Raw genomic sequence first — 20,969 nt, forward strand, 5'->3', positions numbered from 1 at the left:
ATGCGGGATCTGGTTTCGGAGCGCGAGTACGCCGAGCGCTGCTGGGCGGCACTGCGGCGGATGGTGGCCGGCGCGCGGGAGAACGTGGCGATCGGCGAGCACACCTGGGGCGACCGGTACACGGCGGAGCGGCTGGGGTTCTATCTGAAGACGCTCGCGCGGGACATGGGCGAGGAGGGCGACAACCCGCCGTTCTTCGGTGTGATCGCCTACGGCGCCGCCGACTCAGGTGCCGGTGAGCACAGTCGGCAGACGTACTACCTCGGGCGGCGGCACATCTCGGATGCGATCGGCCGGCCGCCGATGGTGATCGACTGGCGCGCGCCGGTGTCGGCCGCCTTCTACCAGGCGTCCGCGGTCGAGCCGCGCGGGATCGAGACCCGCCGCCGGTTCGGCTGGTCGGGTCAGACCCTGACGAGCTTCGAGGACGAGCGCCTGTCCGCGGGCGAGCAGGCAGACAGCAAGCTGGTACGCCGTGAGATCGAGCGCGCCCGTGTCGGCCCGATGCGGGACATCGTCGCGACGATCCAGCCGGAGCAGGACACGCTGGTGCGGACCGACCTCGACGTCTCGGTCTGCGTCCAAGGCGCCCCCGGGACCGGGAAGACGGCGGTCGGCCTGCACCGGGCGGCGTACCTCCTGTACGCACACCGGTCCCGCTTGACGCGCAACGGCGTACTCGTGCTTGGTCCGAACCGGGCGTTCCTGCACTACATCTCCGCCGTACTCCCGACGCTGGGCGAGGTGGACGTCGAGCAGACGACGATCGAGCAGCTGCTGGATCGCGAGGTCCGGGCGACCGACACGCACGCCGCCGCTTCGGTGAAGCACGACGTGCGGATGGCCGACGTACTGCGGAAGGCGGTGTACGCGCGGATCGGTCGCCCGTCGCGGCCAGTCGTGGTGAGTGACGAGTCGTACAAGTGGCGGGTCAACCACCACGAGTTCGCCCAGATGGTGGTGGAGGCCGAGGCGGATGCGACGACGTACCTCACCGGTCGCGAGCGGGTGATCGCGCGGATCGTCGCGGCGTTGCAGCGGCAGGCGGAGGCTCGCGGGCAGAACTGCAACGGGGTTTGGCAGCGTCGAATGTCGCGGGCGGTGACGCCGGACGTCGAGGCGGTGTGGCCGCAGCTGAAGGCGGACGAGGTGCTGGCCGAGGTGCTGAGCGATCCTTCAGCTGCCGCGGACGGGATCCTGACCGCGGACGAGCAGGACGCCATCAGGTGGCCGAGGTCGCGGAAGGCGAAGAGCGCACGGTGGACGGCGGCGGACGCAGTACTGCTCGACGAGGTGAGTGCGTTGCTCGAGCGCGGGCCGACGTACGGGCATGTCATCGTGGACGAGGCGCAGGACCTCTCCCCCATGCAGTGCCGTGCGATCGCACGGCGTAGCGAGCACAGTTCGCTGACCGTGCTCGGCGACCTGGCTCAAGGTACGGCGGCCTGGGCCGCGACCGACTGGCTCACCCAGCTTGGCCATCTCGGGAAACCGACGGCGGAGATAGTTGCCCTGAGCACCGGGTATCGCGTGCCCGCCGCTGTCGTCGAGTTGGCGAACCGTCTGCTGGCTTCCCTGGATGTCGACGTCCCACCAACGACGTCGTTCCGCTCCGACGGCGAGCTGACCATCACCCGCGTCGACGACCTCCCGGCCGCGGTTGTCGAGAGCGTGCAGCGGGCGCTCGCTCAGGAAGGCTCGGTCGGCGTGATCGCGACCGACCATGAACTGCCGGCGCTGACCGAAGCATTGAAGACGGCAGGGATCAACGTGGTCGCAGCCGATGGTGACGGCCGGGTGACAGTCGTACCGGCGAGCCTGGCCAAGGGGCTCGAGTACGACCATGTGATCGCGGTCGAGCCGGCCGACATCGTCGCATCCGAACCCCACGGCCTCAATCGGCTCTACGTCGTCCTCACCAGAGCGGTCTCACGGCTCGACGTACTGCACCAGCGACCGCTCCCATCTGAGCTGAGCTAGGCACTCCAGGGAGCGCCAGGCCCGCCCATGCGTTGGGCGTACGGCGTGCCGGGAGCCAGCTCGCCGCGGCGGATCGGCTTGCCGGTGAAGGCTGAGGCGTAGATCGCGGCGGCCAGTTCGAGCGTGTTGCGGGCCTCCGCGAGGGTGACCGGAGTTGCCGTGCCGGCCTCCTTGGCGTCCAGGATCGCGGCCAGCTGGGCGGTGTGGCCACTCGGTACGTCGGGGAGGTCCGCGGACCACGCGTCGGCGATCTCCTCATGGCCGGGCGCCGGCGTGACAGTCCAGTCTGGGTTCTTGTAGCCGTACAGGTGTTCCAGCTCGACCGTCGCGTTCGCGCAGTCGAAGCGGAGCTGGGAAGTCTGACGCGCGGACACCAGCGAGTTCACGACCGAGGCGACGGCGCCGTTCTCGAAGGTCACCAGCGCCATCGAGACGTCCTCGGTCTCCGTCGGTCGCGCCTGCCGGGCCGCGAGCGCGGTCACCTTCTCCCAGGGGCCGAGCATCGACAGCAGCAGGTCGTACTGATGGATCCCGTGGCCCATGGTCGGGCCGCCGCCCTCGACGTCGAACGTCCCGCGCCACGGAACGTCGAAGTACGCGTCGTCGCGGTACCAAACGGTGTTGCACAGGGCAACCAACGGTCGCCCGAGTACGCCGTCGCCTAGCAGCTGACGCAACCGGACGGCGCCCGATCCGAAGCGGTGCTGGAAGACGCAGGCCACCTGCGCGGAGGACTTCTCCTCCGCCGCCACCAGCTTGTCGAACTCGTCCAGCGAGAGGGTCGGCGGCTTCTCCAGGTACACGTCGACGTCAGCCGCCAGGCATTCCACGGCGAGCGGGACGTGCGAGTTCGGCGGCGTACACAGGTGGACGAGGTCGACGCGGTCCGCCGCGAGCAGGTCCGTCAGGCTCGGGTACGTCGCCGGGATGTTCCATCTGTCGGCGAACGCCTTGGCCCGATCCAGGTCGACGTCGACCGCCGCGACCAGCTCGGCCCGCTCCGCCAAGGCGGTGACCGCCCGGGCGTGCGAGGCGGCGATCCCACCGGTACCGACAATCGCAATCCGCTGCTTGCTCATATGGAAAGCCCTTTCCGAGGGGCTTCCCATCCTCACACCGCACCCGCACCACCACAAGACGACGGGTGTCGCCCCCGGAACTGATGAGCGAGCACAAGCGCTGGTGGGCGAGCACCACAACTGGTGGGCGAACCCAAGAACCGGTGGGCGAACCCAAGAACCGGTGGGCGAACCCAAGAACCGGTGGGCGAGCACCAGAACCGGTGGGCGAACACCAGAACCGGTGGGCGAGCACAAGCAATACCTTGTGCCGAGCCCCGAGAACCTGTGCCACCCCCCGGCACCCTGTGGCAGGGTTCGGGGTCGGCGAGGTCCGTGCGGGCTCTGGCCGGGCGGGGCGCCGGGGACCAAGTGCCCGTGGACGAACACAAGAACTGGTGAGCGAGCACAGGAACTGGTGGGCGAAGACAAGCAATACCTTGTGCCGAGCCCCGATAACCTGTGCCAGCCCCCGGCGCCCTGTGCCAGCATCCGGGGTCGGCGAGGTCCGTGCGGGCTCAGGGCAGGCCGGGCGCCGCGGCGAAGTGCCCGTGGGCGAGCACAAGAATTGGTGGGCGAGCCCAAGAACTGGTGGGCGAAGACAAGCAATACCTTGTGCCGAGCCCCGATAACCTGTGCCAGCCCCAGCGCCTTGGGGCAGGGTTTGGGGGCGGCGAGGTCCGTGCGGGCTCGGGGCGGGCGAGGCGCAGGCGGGCCGGTGGCGAGACGCTGGAGGGGGAGGCGCCGTGAGGTGCCGGTGGGTGGGGTGCCAGTGGGGTGCCGCTGGGCGAGGACCCGGTGGGTGAGGGTGCCGGTGGGTGGGGTGCCGGTGGGTGAGGTGCCAGCGGGGGGCCGCTGGGCCAGGACCCGGTGGGCGAGGATCCGGTGGGTGGGATGCCGGTGGTGGGTTAGCTGGTTTCGCTGTAGGCGGCGATGAGGAGGCTTGGGTCGGGAGCTTCGAGGATTGTCGGTTTGGCTAGGGCGTCGAGGATGACGAAGCGGAGGCGGTCGGCTCGGGTTTTCTTGTCGAGCTTCATCGCGTCCTGCAGGTGCGGCCAGGCGTCGGCGCGGTAGGTGACCGGGAGGCCGAGCGACTCGAGTACGGCGCGGTGCCGGTCGGCGGTCGCGTCGTCGAGGCGGCCGGCGGCGCGGGCCAGCTCGGCGACGAAGACCATGCCGATGCTGATCGCGGCGCCGTGACGCCACTTGTACCGCTCGACGCGCTCGATCGCGTGGCCGAGCGTGTGCCCGTAGTTCAGCGCTTCCCGGCCGATCTGGCCGCCGACGGACGTGGTCCGCTCGCGCAGGTCCGCGCCGACCGTGTCGGCCTTCACCTGGATCGACCGGGCGATCAGCTCCTCGGTCGCGTCGTACGACGGACTCGTGGCGGCGGCCGGGTCCTTCTCGACGAGGTCGAGGATCACCGGGTCGGCGATGAACCCGCATTTCACGACCTCGGCGAGGCCGCTGACGTAGTCGTTCCGCGGCAGGGTCTCGAGGGCGGCCAGGTCGCACAGCACACCAGCCGGCTCCCAGAACGCGCCGACCAGGTTCTTGCCTTCGGCGGTGTTGATGCCGGTCTTTCCGCCGACGGCCGCGTCGACCATGCCGAGCAGTGTGGTCGGGATGTGCACGACCTTCACGCCGCGCAGCCAGGTCGCCGCGACGAACCCGGCGAGGTCGGTCGTCGTACCGCCGCCGACGCTGACGATCGCGTCCGAGCGGGTGAAGCCGGCCTGACCGAGGACGGACCAGCAGTACGCCAGCACCTCGGCGGTCTTGGCGTCCTCGGCGTCCGGGATCTCGATCGCGTGCGCGGTGAACCCGGAGGCGGTCAGGTCGTCGCGAATCGCGTCGCCGGTCTCCCGCAGCGCCCGCGGATGAACGACGGCAACCCGCTGCACCCCGTCACCCAGCAGCACCGGCAGCTCACCGAGCAAGTTGTTGCCGATGACAACGTCGTACGGCGCCGCCGCAGCAACCCGAATCCGCGTCGGCCCACCCACGGAAGCGCCACCCACGGAAGCGCCGCCCGCAGACGCACCGCCCGCCGAAGCGCCGCCCGCAGACGCACGGCCCGCCGAAGCGCCGCCCGCAGACGCACCGCCCGCCGAAGCGCCGCCCGCGGACGCACTGGCCGCGGACGCACCAGCCGCAGACGTAGGTCCGGCGGCCGGTGAGCCGGTCGGGGCGTCCGTCATGTGAGGTGCTCCAGGATTTCGTCCGCGACCTGGTCCGGGGTCTTGTTGTCCGTGGTGACGGTCAGCTTGGCGACCTCGGCGTACAACGGGCGACGGGCTTCCATCAGATTGCGGAGCTGGGTGCGGACGTTGCCGAGGAGCAGCGGCCGGGCGACGCTAAGGCCGACGCGCTTGGATGCCTCGCCGAGGCTGACGTCGAGGAAGACGACCGTGTGGCCGGCCAGGTCCGTGCGGGTTGCCGGGTCCAGGATCGCGCCGCCGCCGAGCGACAGCACCTCGCCGTCGCCCTTCAGCGCCTCGACGATCGCGGCCCGTTCCAGCTCGCGGAAGTGCGGCTCGCCCTCGTCGACGAAGATCTCGGAGATCGGCTTGCCCGCGACGGCCTCGATGTCGGTGTCGGTGTCGCGGTGCGTGGCCTTCAACCGCTCGGCGAGCAGCGCCGCGATCGTGGACTTACCCGATCCCGGCGGGCCGACCAGGACGACGACCGGGCTCACTCCCACTCCCGCGGGGTGATCGTGGTCGGCAGGTTCGCCAGGTACGACTGGTGGTTCCGCGCGGTCTCCGCCACCGAGTCGCCGCCGAACTTCTCCAGCGAGACCTCGGCCAGCACCAGCGCGACCATCGCCTCGGCGACGATCCCGGCGGCCGGTACGGCGCAGACGTCCGACCGCTGGTGGTGCGCGGAGGCGGCCTCGCCGGTCGACGTGTCGATCGTCCGCAAAGCCCGCGGCACGGTCGCGATCGGCTTCATCGCGGCGCGGACCCGCAGCGTCTCGCCAGTGCTCATCCCGCCCTCGGTGCCACCCGAGCGGCCACTCGTACGCCGGACGGCACCGCCATCGGGAACGATCTCGTCGTGCGCCTTCGACCCCGGCGTACGCGCGAGCTCGAACCCGTCACCGAGCTCGACACCCTTGATCGCCTGGATGCCCATCAGCGCACCGGCCAGCTTCGAGTCGAGCCGCCGGTCCCAGTGCACGTAGCTGCCGAGGCCCGGCGGAAGACCGTCGACGACGACCTCGACCACGCCGCCGAGCGTGTCACCGGCCTTCTGGGCGGCGTCGATCTCCGCGACCATCTGCTTGCTCGCGTCGGGGTCGAGGCAGCGCACCGGATCAGCGTCCAGCTTCGCGACATCGCCGTACGCCGGGATCACGCCGTACGGCGCCTTGACCGTGCCGAGCTCGACGACGTGGCTGACGATCGTCACGCCGTACGACTGGCGGAGGAAGCGCGCCGCAACTTCGCCCAGGGCGACCCGGGCGGCGGTCTCGCGGGCGCTGGCGCGTTCGAGCACCGGACGAGCCTCGTCGAACCCGTACTTCTGCATGCCGGCCAGGTCGGCGTGACCGGGCCGCGGGCGGGTCAGCGGGGCGTTCCGCGCGAGGCCCGCCAGCGTCTCAGCGTCGACCGGATCCGCGCTCATCACCTGCTCCCACTTCGGCCACTCGGTGTTGCCGACCTGGATGGCGACCGGGCTCCCGAGCGTCAGCCCGTGCCGGAAACCGCCGAGGAAGGTCACCTCGTCCCGCTCGAACTTCATCCGGGCGCCGCGGCCGTAGCCGAGCCGTCGACGGGCCAGGGCGTCGGCCACGTCATCAGTGGTGACCTCAACCCCCGCGGGAAGACCTTCGAGTACGGCGACGAGCGCTTGTCCGTGCGACTCGCCGGCGGTAAGCCAGCGCAGCATGCCAGGATTCTTTCACGCCCCGCTCACCCTCCGGACGGCGGTCTCAGTTGACGAAGGGGTTGAGCACACGCACGCCGGTGGGCTCGACGTCGGTGGTGTTGCGCGTGACGAATGTCCAGTCGTGGACGAGGGCGGTCGCAGCCATGAGCCCGTCGACCACCGGCAGCGGAGTCCGCGCACTCAACCGACCCCAGGTCTCCGCGATGTCCTGCGTAACGGGGATGATGCGATCGGAGAACCCGCGGACAAGACGCCGGCACCAGTCATCGAGTGCGGCGGCCTGCGTCGGATCCCGATCGGCCAGCCGCTCGATTCCTTTTCTGAGCTCACCGACCATCAGTGCACTGACGTAGAGCTGACCCGACCGAACAGAGTCGAACCATTTGACTGCGCCCGCGTCCGGTGTCTTCTTCCGGAACTCCGACACCATGGTGGTGTCGAGCAGATAGCTCACTCGAGATCGACCGGCCGTTCCGGATCCATCGGACGCTCGATCTCGAGCATGCTCATATCCGGCGCCGACGCCAGGAAACTCTTGAAGTCCTCCACCAGTTCCACCCCCGTCATCCGTCGGTAGTCCACGATGTCGAGCACGACGGCAACCTGCTCACCGTGCTTGGTCACGAACTGCGGACCGCTCGTCTGCACGGCCCGGATCAACTCGCTGAAATGCTGTTTCGCTTCCTGCAACTGCCACTGTCCAGCCACAGCCGTCATCGCCATCACCTCGCGCGAACAGTCTAGACAGACTGGACAGAATCCGCGAACTCAGCGGCAGGTCTGGGTGTCCTGGGTGAGGCCGTTGCGGACCGAGAGGACCGCGTCCACGGTCTTGATGATCGGGGACTGGTCGCAGCTGGTGGAGGCGCTCGCTGCCTGACCGCCGGCGATCGCGGCGCCGGTCAGGGCGGTGGTGGCGAGTGCCGCCACGGCCAGGCGCCCGGCGGTACGACGGAATGCGGGGGTCATCGTCTGCTCCCTTGAACGGTCGATAGCTTCTACCAACGACGGTAGAAGCCGCAAGCGCCGGGGGAACTGGCCCTGGAACCCGTTGTGAGGGTAGCGCTTACACCACCCCCGATAGGGTCCTGGCATGAATCGGGCGGCTGAGGAGACGTGGCGGGCACGGGTGCGTGGATGCTTGCTGGGTGGTGCGATCGGGGACGCGCTGGGCGGACCGGTGGAGTTCGAGGATGGTCGGTCGATCGTCGCGAAGCACCCGGACGGCGTACGGACGTTCCTCCCGGGAGGCGACGGCTGGCCCGCGGGGACGATCACCGATGACACCCAGATGACGCTGTTCACGATCGAGGGGCTGATCCGGGCCGGCGTACGGACGGACCGCGGGCTCGGGTTCACGATCGGCGTCGTGCATCACGCGTACGACCGCTGGCTGGACACGCAGAACCTGCCCGGACCGAGTGGCGAGCAGGACGGTTGGCTGCTGGCCGAGCAGTGGCTGTACGCACGTCGCGCACCGGGCAACACCTGCCTGTCCGCGCTGACCGAGGCCCGCAAGGGCGAGGCGCGGATCCCGCAGTTCGGCGGGGAGGCGGTGAACGACTCGAAGGGGTGCGGCGGGGTGATGCGGGTCGCGCCGTTCGGGCTGCTGCCTGAGTACTTTCCGACCGACTGGATCTTCGACTCGGCCGCGACGGCCGCCGGGTACACGCACGGTCACCCGACCGGCAAGCTCGCGTCCGGCACGCTCGCCGCGATCATCCACGAGTTGTGCAACGGCGCCGGTCTCGACAATGCGTTGTCTCGTGCGATCGAGCTCCTCGAACAGCACGAGGGCCACGAGAAGACCAGTACTGCGCTCGCCTTCGCGCGACACCTGGCCGCGACGGCACCCGCCGGTCCAGTCACGGTCGAGCGCCTCGGAGGCGGGTGGGTCGCCGAGGAGGCGCTCGCCATCGCGGTCTTCGCGGCGCTCGCCTACCCGGAGCCGGAGCAGTTCCTCGACGCCCTCGCACTCGCCGTCACCCACTCCGGCGACAGCGACTCCACCGGCGCGATCTGCGGCAACATCCTGGGCGCCCTCCACGGCGAGACGGCTCTTCCCGCGGAGCTCGTCTTCACCGTCGAGGGCCGCCCGGTCATCCTCCAGCTCGCCGACGACTTCGCCCTGGAGTTCACCCAGGGCAAGCGTCTGCACGGCGACTACGGTCCACACACCTCATGGACCACCCGCTACCCGGGCTGGTGACTAGGCCGGCTCGATGGAGAGCTTGTGGTGGAACACGTTGCGCGGGTCCCACTTCGACTTGATCTGCTGCAGTCGCGGATAGTTGCCCAGGTAGTACAGGTCGTGCCACGGCACACCGGACTTGTTGTACGCCGGATCGGCCAGATCCACGTCCGGGTAATTGATGTACGAGCCGGCGTTGGTCGCGTTCGGCACCGGCGCGCCGCCCGTGTCGCGGTAGATGTCGCCGTACACCTTCCGCATCCAGCCGAGGTGCATGTCGTCGTCGCTCGCGTTGTCCCACGCTGCCGTGAGGACGATCTTGCCCATCACGTCGCGCTGCGCGGCGGCGGTCGCGTTCGACGGGACGGTGTTCACCTTGCCGCCGTACGGGACGAGCAGCATCGACGACACCGGACCCTTGTACGTCGTATCCGTGAGCCCGCGGTAGAGCGAGAGGATCTGCTCGTCGGAGTACCCCTTCTTCAGGTATCCGGCCTTGTACTTCCCGCGGTTCGGCGCCGCCGTCTCCTCGATCGAGCGCTGCATGGTCAGGTGCAGGAACGGCCCGACGCCCAGGTCGATCACCTGCGGCTTCTGCTCCACCCCTTCGACCATCGCCGCGTTGAACGCGTTCATCAACTGCTCCGAATTCGGCGCGGCCGCGTCGATCTGGGTCGAGAGCAGGTACTGCTCAGCGCTGTAGTGCGACAGGATGAACGGCGCATAGAGCGTCGCGTACGGCGAGTCCGCTGTGTTGTGCTGCTCGAAGAACGTGAACCAGTTCCGCACCGTCCGCAGGAACCCGGCCTGGGTCGTGGTCTTCCAGTCGTACAGCAGCAGGGTCGAGCGCAGCGCAGCCGGTGCCTTGGGCAACGATTCCTCGGGCGTCCGGCCTGATGCCCCGGCGGAGCGCATCAGGTAGCGCGTGACGACACCGAAGTTCCCACCACCGCCACCCGTGTGCGCCCACCACAGGTCCTGGTACGCGTTGTCGCGGGTCGCCACCAGCGACCGCGCCCGGCCGTGAGCATCGACGACGACGATCTCCACGCCGTACAGGTGGTCGACGACCGAGCCGTACTTCCGCGACAGCGGACCGTACCCGCCGCCGCTGAAGTGACCGCCCACCCCGACGCTGAGGCAGCCGCCCGCGGGCAGCGTCAGACCCCAGCCGTAGAAGAGTTCCTTGTAGACGGTCTCGAGGACGGCGCCCGCCCCGATCGAGAACGCCTTGTACTGCGGGTCCCACGCGACCTCGTCGTACGTCGACATGTCGAGCAGCACCTCGATGTCGCTGCTGTCCACGAAATCCTCGAAGCAGTGTCCACCGCCGCGGACCGCGATTCGCTTGCCGCTGCGGACCGCCTCTTGGACGGCCGCGACGGCGTCCTCGGTGGAGCGGATCACGCGCGCGTACTGCGGTTTGCCGATGAACCGGCGGTTCTGCCCGCGCTGGACCAGATCCTGGTACCGCGCGTCGTTCGGGCCGATCTTGTCGCTGCGGGCGGTGGTGGTCACGGCGGCGGACGCAGTACCGGGAACGGCGAGAGCCGCACCCGCAACTGCAGTCCCGGCCAGAAGACCACGACGACTGACTGGCATTGAGATTCCCTCCCGAGAGTTCGAATACTTCGACCCTAGGAAGGCGGACGGTGCCCGCACATCAACCATCTGGTGGAGTGCAGCGATCACCTATCCGGCGTACAACCGCTCCAACGGCGCCCCGAGCAGCACGCCGGCCAGCGCGCCGATCAGCATGAACGGCCCGAACGGGACCATCTGCTTGCGCGTCATCACCCGCGCGGCGATCAACACGATGCCGACGATCGCGCCGAGGAAGAACCCGCCGTACAGCCCGGCGGCGAACTGCCCCCAGCCCAGCCAGCCGAGTGCCATCCCGAGGAGCCCCGACAACCGGACGTCGCCGAACCCGACGCCGCGCGGGAACGCGAACCACAGCACGTAGAACACCGCGAACCCGATCGCCCCGGCGATCACTGCCCGGCGCAACGATCCCCACTCCCCCGTCGCGACCGCGGCCGCCAGCAATCCGGCCGCGACGACGACGTACGTCGGCCAGATGATCACCGAAGGCAGGAACCGCGTCCGCGCGTCGATATACCCGAGCACCGCCCCCGCGACCGCGAGGACCAGCCATGCGGGCAGCACGGCATCCAGCCCGAGCATCCAGCCCAGCAGTCCCCCGGACACCGCCGCGAGCCCGCCACACCAGTACGCCGCTTGCCGGCCGGCGACCGACGCGTACGGGACCTTGGTCTCACCCTCCTCCAGCACCGGCTCTGGGATGTTGCGCATCAGCCAAGGGCCCAGCACGGCCGCAGCAGAACCGCAGAGGACCACACCGATCCCCGCGGCGAGCACTGCGTTGTCAGCCGGCACGATCCAGGAGCCTAGACGATCCCGCGGCCGATCAGTGGCCCGTCTTCGCACGCCCTGTGGACAAGAGTGTGGGAGTGTGATGGAAAGGTCATCTCGGGAAGGACTGCCGATGAACACCGTGGACAAGAGCCGGGTCAAGGACGCGCTGCTGCAGCAGGTCGAGGCCGACCTGCTGGCGGCCCGGGGTGACGTGGCCCGCAAGGATGCGGCCGCGAAGCTCGACCAGGACTCGTCGTTCTCGGTCGACGACCAGTCACAGGCCGCCGAGGCCGGTGATCTCGGCGGGCTGCTCGAGGGCCGGGAGCAGCGGCAGGCGGGCATCCGCAACCAGATCGAGAAGCTCGACTTCGGACCGCGCGACGAGATCGGACCCGGCGCGATCATCGGGTTCGACGGCGACCGGTACGTCGTGGGCGTGGTCGCGGCCGCGTTCGAAAGCGACGGCGCGACGTACGAAGGGATCGCCGCCGACGCGCCGATCTACGCGGCCATCGAGGGCCTGCACGCCGGCGACACCTTCAGCTTCGCCGGCCACGACCACCAGATCGACTTCGTCAGCTGAAGGTTTCGACCGCGTAGACCCCGCCGCCGGACGCCTTCGCGTTCCGGCTGAGATGCTGCAGGTTGCCGAGGAAGTCGACCAGGTGCTCGTCGTCCTTCAGCGCCGGGACCTGGTCGGCCCATGGTCCGGCGAGGTCCTCGAGCTCGCCCTGGTCGCGGTCGGCGAGTGCCTCCACCAGGGCGTCGCCGAGCCGGGCGATTCCCTCGGTCAGCGTGGTCGCGACCCCGCTCCGCTCGGCCTCGTCGTCGGACAGCTCGTCCAGCGACTTGCCCCACACCAACTCGATCAGCGCGGTGAACGCGTCACCGCTCGGAGTGATCTCACTCGTCACCGTCTCGTCGCCGGACGGAGCGCTCTTCAATGCGGCAGCGGCCGCGTCGTCGTTCGCTGCAGTGAAGTAGATCGTCATAAGCTCATCATGCTCGCCGTACAAGCATCCTGGCGATGACGGCGGCCCCGGTGCCGATCAGGAGCAGGCCTCCGAAGATCACGCCGAGCGTGCTCCAGAAGCCGTCGTTCTGGGTGATGACCTTGACGCGCTGGTACTCCGCGTCGGTCGCGGCGGGCGCGAACGTGAAGTCGTCGGTGATCCGGCCCGGATCGCGGTACGTCGCCATGTACGCGGTCAGGAAGTTGGCCGGCGTTGCCAGCGCATCGTCCTCGACCCGGCCCGCGAACAGGAGCTCGGGCTTCACCGCGGCGTCCGGCAGCTTCGTGGCGTCGACCCGGTGCTCGGCCGCGACGTACACCGTCACCGTCTGCGCGGTGGTGGCCCCCTTGCTCAGGCGCATCGGGTAGACGATCCGCTCCGACGCGAACGTGAGCCGCAGCGGCGGCGTCGCCCCGCTCAGACTCTCGCCGTCCTGCTTGGGCGCGAGCTTCACCGCGACGATCTCCCACTTCTCCGTCAGGTACGGCGTGAGGTTCGCGGCCAGCGTCGTCGGTACGACGTACCCGTTCGTGCGCAGCCAGTCCGTGACCGCTGTACCGGTCGAGCCGCTGAGCCGTGCGACCGCGAACGGGCCGAGGACCATCTGCTGGCGGACGTTCACCCCGGATCCGGGGGCCGGGGCACCGGCGGAATCACGAGCGTTGCCCATGATCCCGAGGTCGCGGAACGGCCAGTACGTCTTCTTGTAGACGATCTTCGGCCGGGTCAGCTGGTCGAGCCGGTAGAACAGCTGGTCGTCGCCAAGCTCGACCTTCGCGGCCGCCGGGACCGGCATGATCCAGGCCGCCTTCTTCGACGTGCCGTTGATCGCCATCGAGAGCGTGATCTTCTCGGTGCCGCCGGCGTACTGCACCAGCGCGTTCTCGCCGTACGCGCGGGCTCGCGACTGCGCGTCCGGGAGGTAGCCGCCGCACGCGCACGCCCAGGCAGGTGTCACCCCGGCCGCGAGGAATCCGACCGCCAGGACACCAGCAACCACCCGCCAAAGCTTCACTGGCGGAACATTAGCTACGCGAGGGTGTACGGGGTGTGGAAGAAGTTGGACGGGTCGTACTTCTTCTTCGCGGCCTGCAGCTTGGCCGCGCTGCCGCCGTAGTACGAACTCACTGCCCGACCGGCCTCGAGGTAGTTGACGTAGGCACCGGCTGAGGCCGACCGGACGGCGCGATGGCCGTTCGCGATGAACGTCTTCGCGGTCGTGCCCTGCGCGGACGAGTACCACTGGACCACGCCGAGCGCGCTGCGCCACGGCCAGGATGCCCCGCCGGCCGGCTGCTTCGACGCCTGTCCGCCGAGCGGGTCGAGGATCGCGGACGCCGGCGTCTTGGCGCGCGCGGCCGCCTTCACCTCACCGAGCAGCGCGGTGATCGTCGCCGCGTCCATCGCACCCTTGAGTACGTCGGAACCCGCGAGGAAGCCCTGCCGCGGACTCGTCGTGCCGCCGCCGAGGTACTTCACCGCCTCCAGATGCGACTTGACGCTGATGCTCCGCGCCGACGCCTTCGCGCCGACGAAGGACTCCAGCTGTGCGGCCGCTGCGTTCGCGTTGCCGGTGGTGGAGATGCCGAGCACGTGGACCGACAGCGTTCCGTTGCTCTGGGCATCAATGTGCAGGTTGCCCCAGGAGGTCGTCGGCGCGGTCTGCGCGAACTTCTGCCAGCCGCGGACGACGGCCGCGGCCTGCGACTCGGGCCAGGTCAGCCGGAAGAACCCGAGCTTGGTGGCCGGGATCGTGGCGAACCGGAACGACGTGACCACGCCGAGGTTGCCGCCACCGCCGCCGCGCAAGGCCCAGAACAGGTCCGGGTCGACAGTCGCGCTGACATTGTGCGACTTCCCGTCGGCGGTGAACACGCCCATCGACACGACCCGGTCACAGGTCAGCCCGTACGTGCGGGTGTGGATCCCCATCCCGCCGCCGAGCGTGAGGCCGGCGACGCCGACCGTCGGACAGGTGCCGGTCGGCAGCGAGCGCCCGTACCGGTCGAGGAACGCGTGGACGTCGTACAAGCGGGCTCCGGCGCCGACGGTGAGGATGCCGTTCGAGTAGCTCATGCCCCGGAGCGCGCCGACGTCGAGCTGCAGGCCGTTGGCGATCGTGGACGCACCGACGTACGAGTGGCCGCCGCTCTTCGGCACGAGCACGAGCTTGTTGTCGCGAGCGAAGTTGATCGCCTTCTGTACGTCGGCGGGGTTCGCGGCCTTCACGACGGCGGTCGGGCGGACGCTGTCCCAGCGCGGGTTGAACAGCTGGTGCGCGGCGGCGTATCCCGAGGTCGAGGACAGGTAGAGCTTGCCAGTGAGCGAGCGGGAGAAGGAGTTCCAGTTCGGCGCGGTGGAGGTCAGCGTCGGGGCCGACGTATTCGGGTTGCTGCTCGGACTACTGCTCGGGGTCGTGGTGCTCGGCGCGGCCGTGCTGCTGGGCGCTGTCGTCGTCGGAGCCGGAGCAGTGGAGCTGGGCTCGGAGCTGGTCGTCGGCGTCGAGCTGGTCGCCCCGCCGCCGGCGTTGTCCGTCGAGTCTCCGCATCCGGTCAGTCCGACGACCGCTGCGGCGCTGCCGGCCTTCAGTACAGTACGGCGGTCAAGCAGGCTCACGATCCCCCAACTCCTCACGCGCGGCCGTCCTCATGGCCGCCAGAGGAGCCGGCGACCTACCCGTCATCATCTCCACCTGGAGGGTCGCCTGATGCACGAGTAGGTCAAGTCCGTTCAACAGCTCTGTACCGATCCGGTGCGCCGCGATCGCGAGCCTGGTCGGCCAGGGGTGGTACGCCACGTCGAACACCACCGGCGCCACCGCGGCGAAGTGCTCGGCCCACGGGTCGACGGCGCCGCCCGGCAGGGTCGACACGCACAGGTCGAAGCCACCGATCTGCTCGACCTGCGAGAAGTCCGCCACCGACGTCCGGAGTCCGAGCTCCGCGGCCAGGTCAAGCAACCGGTCGGCCTTCGAGACATCCCGGACGACGACCGTCACCTCGGTGACCTTCATGCCCCGCAAAGCAGCCAGGGTGGATGCGGCTGTCGCACCGCCACCGACCACGACGGCCGTCTCCGCAGCCGTGATGCCCTGCTCGGCGAACGCGTTCACCAGCCCGGGCACGTCGGTGTTGTGGGCGGACCGCGATCCGTCGGGCTCGAACAGCATCGTGTTCGCCGCGCCGATCAGCTCCGCGACCGGATCGACCGTGTCGACCAGGTCGAGCGCGATGCGCTTCAACGGCATCGTCAGCGACAGCCCACGAACGTCCTCACCGAGCGATGCCACGAACGCGGGGAGCTCGTCCTCGAGCACCTCGAACGCGTCGTACCGCCAGTCCAGTCCGAGCTCGGCGTACGCGGCGCGGTGCATCGCCGGTGACAGCGAATGCGCGATCGGCGAACCGAGCACTGCGCACCGGGTCAACTCAGCACTTCCCGGTGTGTGCTTGGCACCAGGTCTGGAGCTTCTTCACGTTGACCTGGTGTTCCGCGTATGTGTCGGCGAAGGCGGTCTCGCCGGTGTCCAGGTTGACCAGCGTGAAGTACTTCCAGTTGCCCGGTGTCGGGTTCAGCGCGGCGCTGAGTTGCGCCCGGGTCGGCGAGTTGATCGGCGACGGCGGCAGACCCTTGTGGATGTAGGTGTTGTACTTCGACGGGTTCTTCCGCTGCTCGGGCGTCGTGTAAACGCCGCCGTCCTTACCGACGACGTAGTGGACCGTCGAGTCCATGCCTAGATACATCCCGGCCGCCAGCCGGTTGTAGATCACCCGCGCGACCTTGCCGTAGTCGGCCTCTTTGTTGGTCTCCGCGCCGATGATGCTGGCCACGATGACCGCCTGGTACGGGTCGAGTTTCTTGCGCTGTGCGGTCTGCACCAGGTTCAGGTCTTTGGCGATCGACGCGTACTTCGCGGTCATCAGCTTGAGCATGACGGTCGCGTTCGCGTTCTTCGGCACGTCGTAGGTCGCCGGGTACAGGAAACCCTCGGGATTGCCCTGCGCGTAGGCCGGCAGGCCGAGCGCCGCCGGGTGGTTGATCGCGGCCGCGGCCGCGCCGGCGGGCAGCTTGAGCTTGTTCTGCAGGATGACCGCGACCTCGCCCTTGGTCTCCCCGGACGGCACGCTGACCCGCATCACCTTGATCGACACGGCCGTGTTCATCATCAGCGCCAGGGCGGCTTTGGCCGACATGTGTTTGCGGAGGGTGTAGGTCGCCGCCTGGATCTGCAGTGACCGCGGATCGTCCCGGGCCGCGCGCTCGAACGCGCGGGCGCTCTTGACGACTTCCTTCTTCTCCAGCGTGTCGGCGATCGACGAGGTCGACTGCCCCTTGGTGATCTCGACCTGAACGGATCCGGTGCCCTCACCGGTGTAGTCCGGTGCGGAGAACACGCCCTCCAGCGCGTCCTTGCCCTTGCCGAAGCCGACCACGACGCCGGCCACGATCGCACCGACGACGATCAGCGAGATCAAGCCGGCGAAGCAGCCGAACGCGCGGCGGCTGCGAGCCCGGCGCCGGTTGGCGCGACGCTCGGCGCGGGTCTCGGCCCGCAGCCCGAGGCCGCTGCCGAGATCGTCGGCCTGCTCCTCGCCCTCGTTCAGCTCTTGATCCACCGATGGTCCGTTCACAGGGGCCTCCCGGGTGGGTTGCCGGTCTCGCGCTCGAGGTCGAGCGCATGTTGCAGAATCACGACCGCCGCGGCCTGATCGACCACCGCGCGCCGCTTGGAGCCCTTCTTTCCCCGCTCCCGCAGCATCCGTTCGGCGGTGACGGTGGTGAACCGCTCGTCCACCAGCCGCATCGTCGTCCCCTCGCGTACCTTGTCCAGCACCTGCGCCGCCGTCTCCCGGATCTTCACCGCGGCCGGTCCCTCGCCCCCGGACAGGGAGCGCGGCAGCCCGACCACGATCTCGAACGCCTCCAGTTCGGCGGCGAGTGCGGCGATCCTATCCAGATCCCCGGGCCCACGCCGGACGGTTTCCACAGGCGTGGCCAGGATTCCGTGCGGATCGCTGCTGGCGACACCGATCCGGGCATCCCCGATATCGAGCGCGATCCGCACGCCTCGTCTCATCTCCGCGGTCTCATCTGTGCTGGTCTCATCTAACCCGTGACGAGGTGACCGACGGTGTGCTCGACCGCCGCCAGCGCCTCGTCGGCGCCGGCGGGGTCGGTACCGCCACCCTGCGCGACATCGTCCTTGCCGCCGCCGCGACCGCCGAGCTTCTCGGCCGCGACGCGAACCAGGTCACCGGCCTTGAGCCGCCACTCGCGGGCGAGGTCGTTGAGTGCGATGACCACGCCGGGCTTGCCGTCGTTCACACTCAGTACGGCGATGACGGCCGGCTTGTCGTTCGCCATCCGGCCGCGAATGTCCAGCGCCAGCTTGCGCAGGTCGCCGCCGTTCACGCCGTCCGGCGCACGGTGCCCGACGTACTGGACGCCGAAGACGTCCTTCGGGTTCTTCGCCAGCTCACCCGCGGCCTCGAGGACCTGGGCGGCCCGGACGCGCTCGAGCTCCTTCTCCGCGGCGCGCAGCCGCTCGGCCAGGTCGGCGACCTTTGCCGGCAGCTCCTCCGGCCGGGTCTTCAGGTTCTCGCTGAGCAGGCGGACCAGCGCGCGCTCGCGGCCGAGGTAGTGCAGCGCCTCCAGGCCGACGAACGCCTCGATCCGCCGTACGCCGGCGCCGACCGACGACTCGCCCGTGACGGTGAGCGCACCGACCTGCGACGAGTGCTTCACGTGCGTGCCACCGCAGAGCTCACGCGACCAGGGGCCGCCGATCTCGACCACTCGGACCTGCTCGTCGTACGTCTCACCGAACAGCGCCAGCGCGCCCCACTCCCGCGCCTCCGGCAGCGTCATGTACTGCGCCGAGACCGGGAGGTCCTTCCGTACGGCGAGGTTCGCGACCTCCTCGATCTCCGAACGGGTCGACGGGTCCAGCGCCGACGACCAGGCGAAGTCGAGCCGCAGGTAGCCGGGCTTGTTGTACGAACCGCTCTGCAACGCGTTCGGGCCGAGCACCTGACGCAGCGCGGCGTGTACGACGTGCGTGCCGGAGTGCGCCTGGCAGGCCGAGACCCGCCACTCGTGGTCGACCGCGGCGTGCACGTTCTCGCCGGGACGGAGTACGCCTTCGAGGATCTCGGCCTTGTGCACGATCAGGCCCTTGACCGGGCGCTGCACGTCGAGGACCTTCAGCCTCAGGCCGTCGCCGAGGATCAGGCCCTCGTCCGCGATCTGACCACCGGACTCGGCGTAGAACGGGGTCTTCTCCAGCACGACCTCGACGGTCTCGCCCTGCTCGGCGAACGGCGCGACCGCGCCCTCCCGGAGCAGACCGCGCACCTGCGAGTCGGTGGACAGCTCCTGGTAGCCGGTGAACTCGGTGACACCCTTCTCCCGCAGCTCGCGGTAGCCGGACGTGTCGGCGTGACCGGCCTTCTTCGCGCGTGCGTCCGCCTTGGCGCGCTCGCGCTGCTCCTTCATCAAGGAGCGGAAGCCCTCGGTGTCGACGTTCAGGCCCTGCTCGGCCGCCATCTCGATGGTCAGGTCGATCGGGAAGCCGTACGTGTCGTGCAGCTGGAACGCCTTGGAGCCCTCCAGCTGGTGCGCACCGCTGGCCTTGGTGTCGCGCACCGCCACGTCGAAGATCGTCGTACCGGCCGTGAGCGTACGGCGGAACGCCTCCTCCTCGGCGTACGCGACCTGGCTGATCCGGCCGAAGTCGGCCTCCAGCTCCGGGTAGGACTTCTTCATCTGCTCAAGGCTCGTCGGCAGCAGCTCGACCAGGCTCGGGTCCTCGTAGCCCAGCAGCCGCATCGAACGGATAGCCCGGCGGAGCAGGCGACGCAGTACGTAACCGCCCTGCTCGTTGCCCGGGGTGACGCCGTCGCCGATCAGCATCAGCGCGCTGCGGACGTGGTCTGCGACCACGCGGAACCGGACGTCGTCGACGTGCTCGACGCCGTACTTGCGGCCGCTGAGCTCGGACGCACGCTCGATCACCGGGTAGATCTCGTCGATCTCGTACATGTTGTCGACGCCCTGCAGCAGGTACGCGACCCGCTCGAGGCCGAGACCGGTGTCGATGTTCTTCTTCGGCAGCTCGCCGAGGATCTCGTAGCCCTCCTTGCCGCCACCCTCACCGCGGATGTTCTGCATGAAGACCAGGTTCCAGAACTCCAGGTAGCGGTCGCCCGCCTCCCAGTCCCGGTCGGCGCCGAACTCCGGGCCGCGGTCGATCAGGATCTCCGAGCACGGGCCGCACGGACCCGGGATACCCATCGACCAGAAGTTGTCCTTCATCCCCAGCCGGACGATCCGGTCGTCGGGCAGGCCGGCGATCCGCTTCCAGAGCGCGATCGCCTCGTCGTCGTCGTAGTACACCGACGCGTACAGCACCGACTCGTCGAAGCCGTAGCCGCCTTCATTCTGGGGCTTGGTGACCAGCTCCCAGGCGTACTCGATGGCCTTCTCCTTGAAGTAGTCCCCGAAGGAGAAGTTGCCGTTCATCTGGAAGAACGTGCCGTGCCGCGTGGTCTTGCCGACTTCCTCGATGTCGAGGGTCCGGACACACTTCTGCACGCTGGTCGCGCGCGGGTACGGCGGGGTCTGCTGGCCGACGAAGTACGGGACGAACTGGGCCATGCCGGCGACGTTGAACAGCAGGTTCGGGTCCGGCGACGGCAGTGGCGCGCTCGGCACCACGGTGTGGCCCCGGTCCTCGAAGTACTGCAGGAACCGCCGCCTGATCTCACTGGTTTCCATGGGTGTTACCGGTAGTCCTCACGATCGTTTGTGGTCTCGATACCCAGCGCGTCGCGCAGTTCGGTCTCCCGCTCGGCCATGCCCTCGCGGACCTGGTCGCCGAAGTGCCGGACCGCGGCGGCCAGCTTGGCCGCGGACTCCTGCATCCCCTCGGGGGCGAGCACCCTGGCACGCTTCTTCAGCCGGGTGACGGCGTACACACCGACGGCGATCCCGATGATCAGCCAGATGATCCGCTTCACAGCTTCCGCGCCTTCCGCTCGGCCTTCATCTCTTCCTTGACCCGGCGGCTCACGTCCTTGCGCTGCTGCTCGCCGAGCGCGCGGCGTACGCCGTACGTGAAGGCGGCCGCCTTGACCAGCGGGCCGCCGGCGGTGGCCGAGAACAGCGACATCAGCGCCGCCGCGTTGGTGGTCACCGTGGTGGCGTTGTCGGTGATCGTGTCGACCTTGGCCAGTTGGGCGTTCGTGGTCGCCACCGTGGTGGTTACCTCGCCGAGCAGTGGGATGCTGGAATCGGAGACGCCCTTGACCATGATCCGGGTCTCGTCGAACACCTTGCCGAGCTTCAGGATCGGATAAGCCAGCAGGCCTACCAGGATGAGCAGCGCGCAGGCCGCTATCAGCCCCGCGACTTCACCGACGCTCATGGAAAACGATCCACCTTCCCGTAGCGAGC

Annotated in this window: 21 protein-coding genes; 3 read left to right on the plus strand and 18 right to left on the minus strand. The window is 69.1% G+C overall.

Annotation, left to right across the window (positions count from 1 at the left end; genetic code table 11):
• Nucleotides 1-1,980, plus strand: coding sequence for a HelD family protein (locus EV653_RS14010; protein ID WP_134102623.1), 1,980 nt, complete (start codon nucleotides 1-3; stop codon nucleotides 1,978-1,980).
• On the opposite strand, the gene EV653_RS14015 is transcribed toward EV653_RS14010, so the two are convergent.
• The 7 genes from EV653_RS14015 to EV653_RS14050 form a co-directional block, all read right to left on the minus strand.
• The gene (locus tag EV653_RS14015) at nucleotides 1,977-3,059 is read right to left on the minus strand and encodes a Gfo/Idh/MocA family protein (RefSeq protein WP_134102626.1); all 1,083 of its coding nucleotides are present in this window, start codon (nucleotides 3,057-3,059) and stop codon (nucleotides 1,977-1,979) included. The two genes, EV653_RS14010 and EV653_RS14015, sit on opposite strands and share 4 nt — an antisense overlap.
• A gap of 887 nt (nucleotides 3,060-3,946) precedes the next feature.
• Nucleotides 3,947-5,044 (minus strand): 3-dehydroquinate synthase, encoded by a 1,098-nt coding sequence (gene aroB / locus EV653_RS14020; RefSeq protein WP_134102629.1) that lies wholly within the window; start codon nucleotides 5,042-5,044, stop codon nucleotides 3,947-3,949.
• Nucleotides 5,045-5,235: 191 nt separating this feature from the next.
• Complete coding sequence (locus EV653_RS14030) at nucleotides 5,236-5,736, minus strand: shikimate kinase (protein ID WP_134102632.1); 501 nt, start codon at nucleotides 5,734-5,736, stop codon at nucleotides 5,236-5,238.
• A complete protein-coding gene (gene aroC / locus EV653_RS14035) occupies nucleotides 5,733-6,932 on the minus strand; it encodes a chorismate synthase (RefSeq protein ID WP_134102635.1) in 1,200 nt (399 codons plus the stop codon). The genes EV653_RS14030 and aroC overlap by 4 nt, the downstream gene beginning before the upstream one ends.
• Nucleotides 6,933-6,975: 43 nt before the next feature.
• Nucleotides 6,976-7,386 carry a type II toxin-antitoxin system VapC family toxin gene (locus EV653_RS14040; RefSeq protein ID WP_134102638.1) on the minus strand — a complete coding sequence of 137 codons (411 nt, stop codon included), beginning with the start codon at nucleotides 7,384-7,386 and terminating at the stop codon, nucleotides 6,976-6,978.
• Nucleotides 7,383-7,649 carry a type II toxin-antitoxin system Phd/YefM family antitoxin gene (locus EV653_RS14045; protein ID WP_202871593.1) on the minus strand — a complete coding sequence of 89 codons (267 nt, stop codon included), beginning with the start codon at nucleotides 7,647-7,649 and terminating at the stop codon, nucleotides 7,383-7,385. The genes EV653_RS14040 and EV653_RS14045 overlap by 4 nt, the downstream gene beginning before the upstream one ends.
• A 51-nt stretch (nucleotides 7,650-7,700) precedes the next feature.
• Complete coding sequence (locus EV653_RS14050) at nucleotides 7,701-7,901, minus strand: hypothetical protein (RefSeq protein ID WP_134102641.1); 201 nt, start codon at nucleotides 7,899-7,901, stop codon at nucleotides 7,701-7,703.
• A gap of 124 nt (nucleotides 7,902-8,025) precedes the next feature.
• Here EV653_RS14050 and EV653_RS14055 point away from each other — a divergent pair, with 124 nt between their 5' ends.
• The gene (locus tag EV653_RS14055) at nucleotides 8,026-9,141 is read left to right on the plus strand and encodes an ADP-ribosylglycohydrolase family protein (protein WP_134102644.1); all 1,116 of its coding nucleotides are present in this window, start codon (nucleotides 8,026-8,028) and stop codon (nucleotides 9,139-9,141) included.
• Here EV653_RS14055 and EV653_RS14060 read toward each other — a convergent pair whose 3' ends face one another.
• Together EV653_RS14060 and EV653_RS14065 are read right to left on the minus strand one after the other, a co-directional pair.
• Nucleotides 9,142-10,725: an FAD-dependent oxidoreductase gene (locus tag EV653_RS14060; RefSeq protein ID WP_134102647.1), complete on the minus strand. Its 1,584-nt coding sequence runs from the start codon at nucleotides 10,723-10,725 to the stop codon at nucleotides 9,142-9,144.
• A 90-nt stretch (nucleotides 10,726-10,815) separates the two neighbouring features.
• A complete protein-coding gene (locus tag EV653_RS14065) occupies nucleotides 10,816-11,523 on the minus strand; it encodes a prepilin peptidase (protein ID WP_238159724.1) in 708 nt (235 codons plus the stop codon).
• A 109-nt stretch (nucleotides 11,524-11,632) separates the two neighbouring features.
• Here EV653_RS14065 and EV653_RS42075 point away from each other — a divergent pair, with 109 nt between their 5' ends.
• Nucleotides 11,633-12,085 (plus strand): hypothetical protein, encoded by a 453-nt coding sequence (locus EV653_RS42075; RefSeq protein ID WP_238159725.1) that lies wholly within the window; start codon nucleotides 11,633-11,635, stop codon nucleotides 12,083-12,085.
• Here EV653_RS42075 and EV653_RS14070 read toward each other — a convergent pair.
• The 9 genes from EV653_RS14070 to EV653_RS14110 are packed head-to-tail and all read right to left on the minus strand — an operon-like array spanning nucleotide 12,078 to nucleotide 20,940.
• Entirely contained in the window at nucleotides 12,078-12,494 is a 417-nt protein-coding gene (locus EV653_RS14070) for a hypothetical protein (RefSeq protein ID WP_134102650.1), read from the minus strand. The genes EV653_RS42075 and EV653_RS14070 overlap by 8 nt on opposite strands.
• Before the next feature lie 7 nt (nucleotides 12,495-12,501).
• The gene (locus EV653_RS14075) at nucleotides 12,502-13,530 is read right to left on the minus strand and encodes a DUF2330 domain-containing protein (RefSeq protein ID WP_134102653.1); all 1,029 of its coding nucleotides are present in this window, start codon (nucleotides 13,528-13,530) and stop codon (nucleotides 12,502-12,504) included.
• A 14-nt stretch (nucleotides 13,531-13,544) separates the two neighbouring features.
• Nucleotides 13,545-15,131, minus strand: coding sequence for an FAD-dependent oxidoreductase (locus tag EV653_RS14080; RefSeq protein ID WP_238159726.1), 1,587 nt, complete (start codon nucleotides 15,129-15,131; stop codon nucleotides 13,545-13,547).
• A complete protein-coding gene (locus tag EV653_RS14085) occupies nucleotides 15,118-15,942 on the minus strand; it encodes a shikimate dehydrogenase (RefSeq protein ID WP_134102657.1) in 825 nt (274 codons plus the stop codon). The genes EV653_RS14080 and EV653_RS14085 overlap by 14 nt, the downstream gene beginning before the upstream one ends.
• Nucleotide 15,943: 1 nt before the next feature.
• Nucleotides 15,944-17,131, minus strand: coding sequence for an endolytic transglycosylase MltG (gene mltG, locus EV653_RS14090; protein ID WP_238159727.1), 1,188 nt, complete (start codon nucleotides 17,129-17,131; stop codon nucleotides 15,944-15,946).
• An 11-nt stretch (nucleotides 17,132-17,142) separates the two neighbouring features.
• Nucleotides 17,143-17,592 (minus strand): Holliday junction resolvase RuvX, encoded by a 450-nt coding sequence (gene ruvX / locus EV653_RS14095; RefSeq protein ID WP_134102660.1) that lies wholly within the window; start codon nucleotides 17,590-17,592, stop codon nucleotides 17,143-17,145.
• A 29-nt stretch (nucleotides 17,593-17,621) separates the two neighbouring features.
• Nucleotides 17,622-20,291, minus strand: coding sequence for an alanine--tRNA ligase (gene alaS / locus EV653_RS14100; protein WP_134102664.1), 2,670 nt, complete (start codon nucleotides 20,289-20,291; stop codon nucleotides 17,622-17,624).
• Nucleotides 20,292-20,296: 5 nt separating this feature from the next.
• The gene (locus EV653_RS14105) at nucleotides 20,297-20,533 is read right to left on the minus strand and encodes a DUF6167 family protein (RefSeq protein WP_134102667.1); all 237 of its coding nucleotides are present in this window, start codon (nucleotides 20,531-20,533) and stop codon (nucleotides 20,297-20,299) included.
• Nucleotides 20,530-20,940: a DUF948 domain-containing protein gene (locus EV653_RS14110; RefSeq protein WP_134102670.1), complete on the minus strand. Its 411-nt coding sequence runs from the start codon at nucleotides 20,938-20,940 to the stop codon at nucleotides 20,530-20,532. The genes EV653_RS14105 and EV653_RS14110 overlap by 4 nt, the downstream gene beginning before the upstream one ends.
• Nucleotides 20,941-20,969: the final 29 nt, after the last annotated feature.

This window comes from Kribbella pratensis (assembly GCF_004365355.1).
Taxonomy (GTDB): Bacteria; Actinomycetota; Actinomycetes; order Propionibacteriales; family Kribbellaceae; genus Kribbella.

Coding starts and splice junctions, on each gene's coding strand:
- EV653_RS14010 (WP_134102623.1), top strand. CDS start 1: ATGCGGGATCTGGTTTCGGAGCGCGAGTACGCCGAGCGCTGCTGGGCG.
- EV653_RS14015 (WP_134102626.1), bottom strand. CDS start 3,059: ATGAGCAAGCAGCGGATTGCGATTGTCGGTACCGGTGGGATCGCCGCC.
- aroC (WP_134102635.1), bottom strand. CDS start 6,932: ATGCTGCGCTGGCTTACCGCCGGCGAGTCGCACGGACAAGCGCTCGTC.
- EV653_RS14045 (WP_202871593.1), bottom strand. CDS start 7,649: ATGACGGCTGTGGCTGGACAGTGGCAGTTGCAGGAAGCGAAACAGCAT.
- EV653_RS14050 (WP_134102641.1), bottom strand. CDS start 7,901: ATGACCCCCGCATTCCGTCGTACCGCCGGGCGCCTGGCCGTGGCGGCA.
- EV653_RS14055 (WP_134102644.1), top strand. CDS start 8,026: ATGAATCGGGCGGCTGAGGAGACGTGGCGGGCACGGGTGCGTGGATGC.
- EV653_RS14060 (WP_134102647.1), bottom strand. CDS start 10,725: ATGCCAGTCAGTCGTCGTGGTCTTCTGGCCGGGACTGCAGTTGCGGGT.
- EV653_RS42075 (WP_238159725.1), top strand. CDS start 11,633: ATGAACACCGTGGACAAGAGCCGGGTCAAGGACGCGCTGCTGCAGCAG.
- EV653_RS14070 (WP_134102650.1), bottom strand. CDS start 12,494: ATGACGATCTACTTCACTGCAGCGAACGACGACGCGGCCGCTGCCGCA.
- ruvX (WP_134102660.1), bottom strand. CDS start 17,592: ATGAGACGAGGCGTGCGGATCGCGCTCGATATCGGGGATGCCCGGATC.
- alaS (WP_134102664.1), bottom strand. CDS start 20,291: ATGGAAACCAGTGAGATCAGGCGGCGGTTCCTGCAGTACTTCGAGGAC.
- EV653_RS14110 (WP_134102670.1), bottom strand. CDS start 20,940: ATGAGCGTCGGTGAAGTCGCGGGGCTGATAGCGGCCTGCGCGCTGCTC.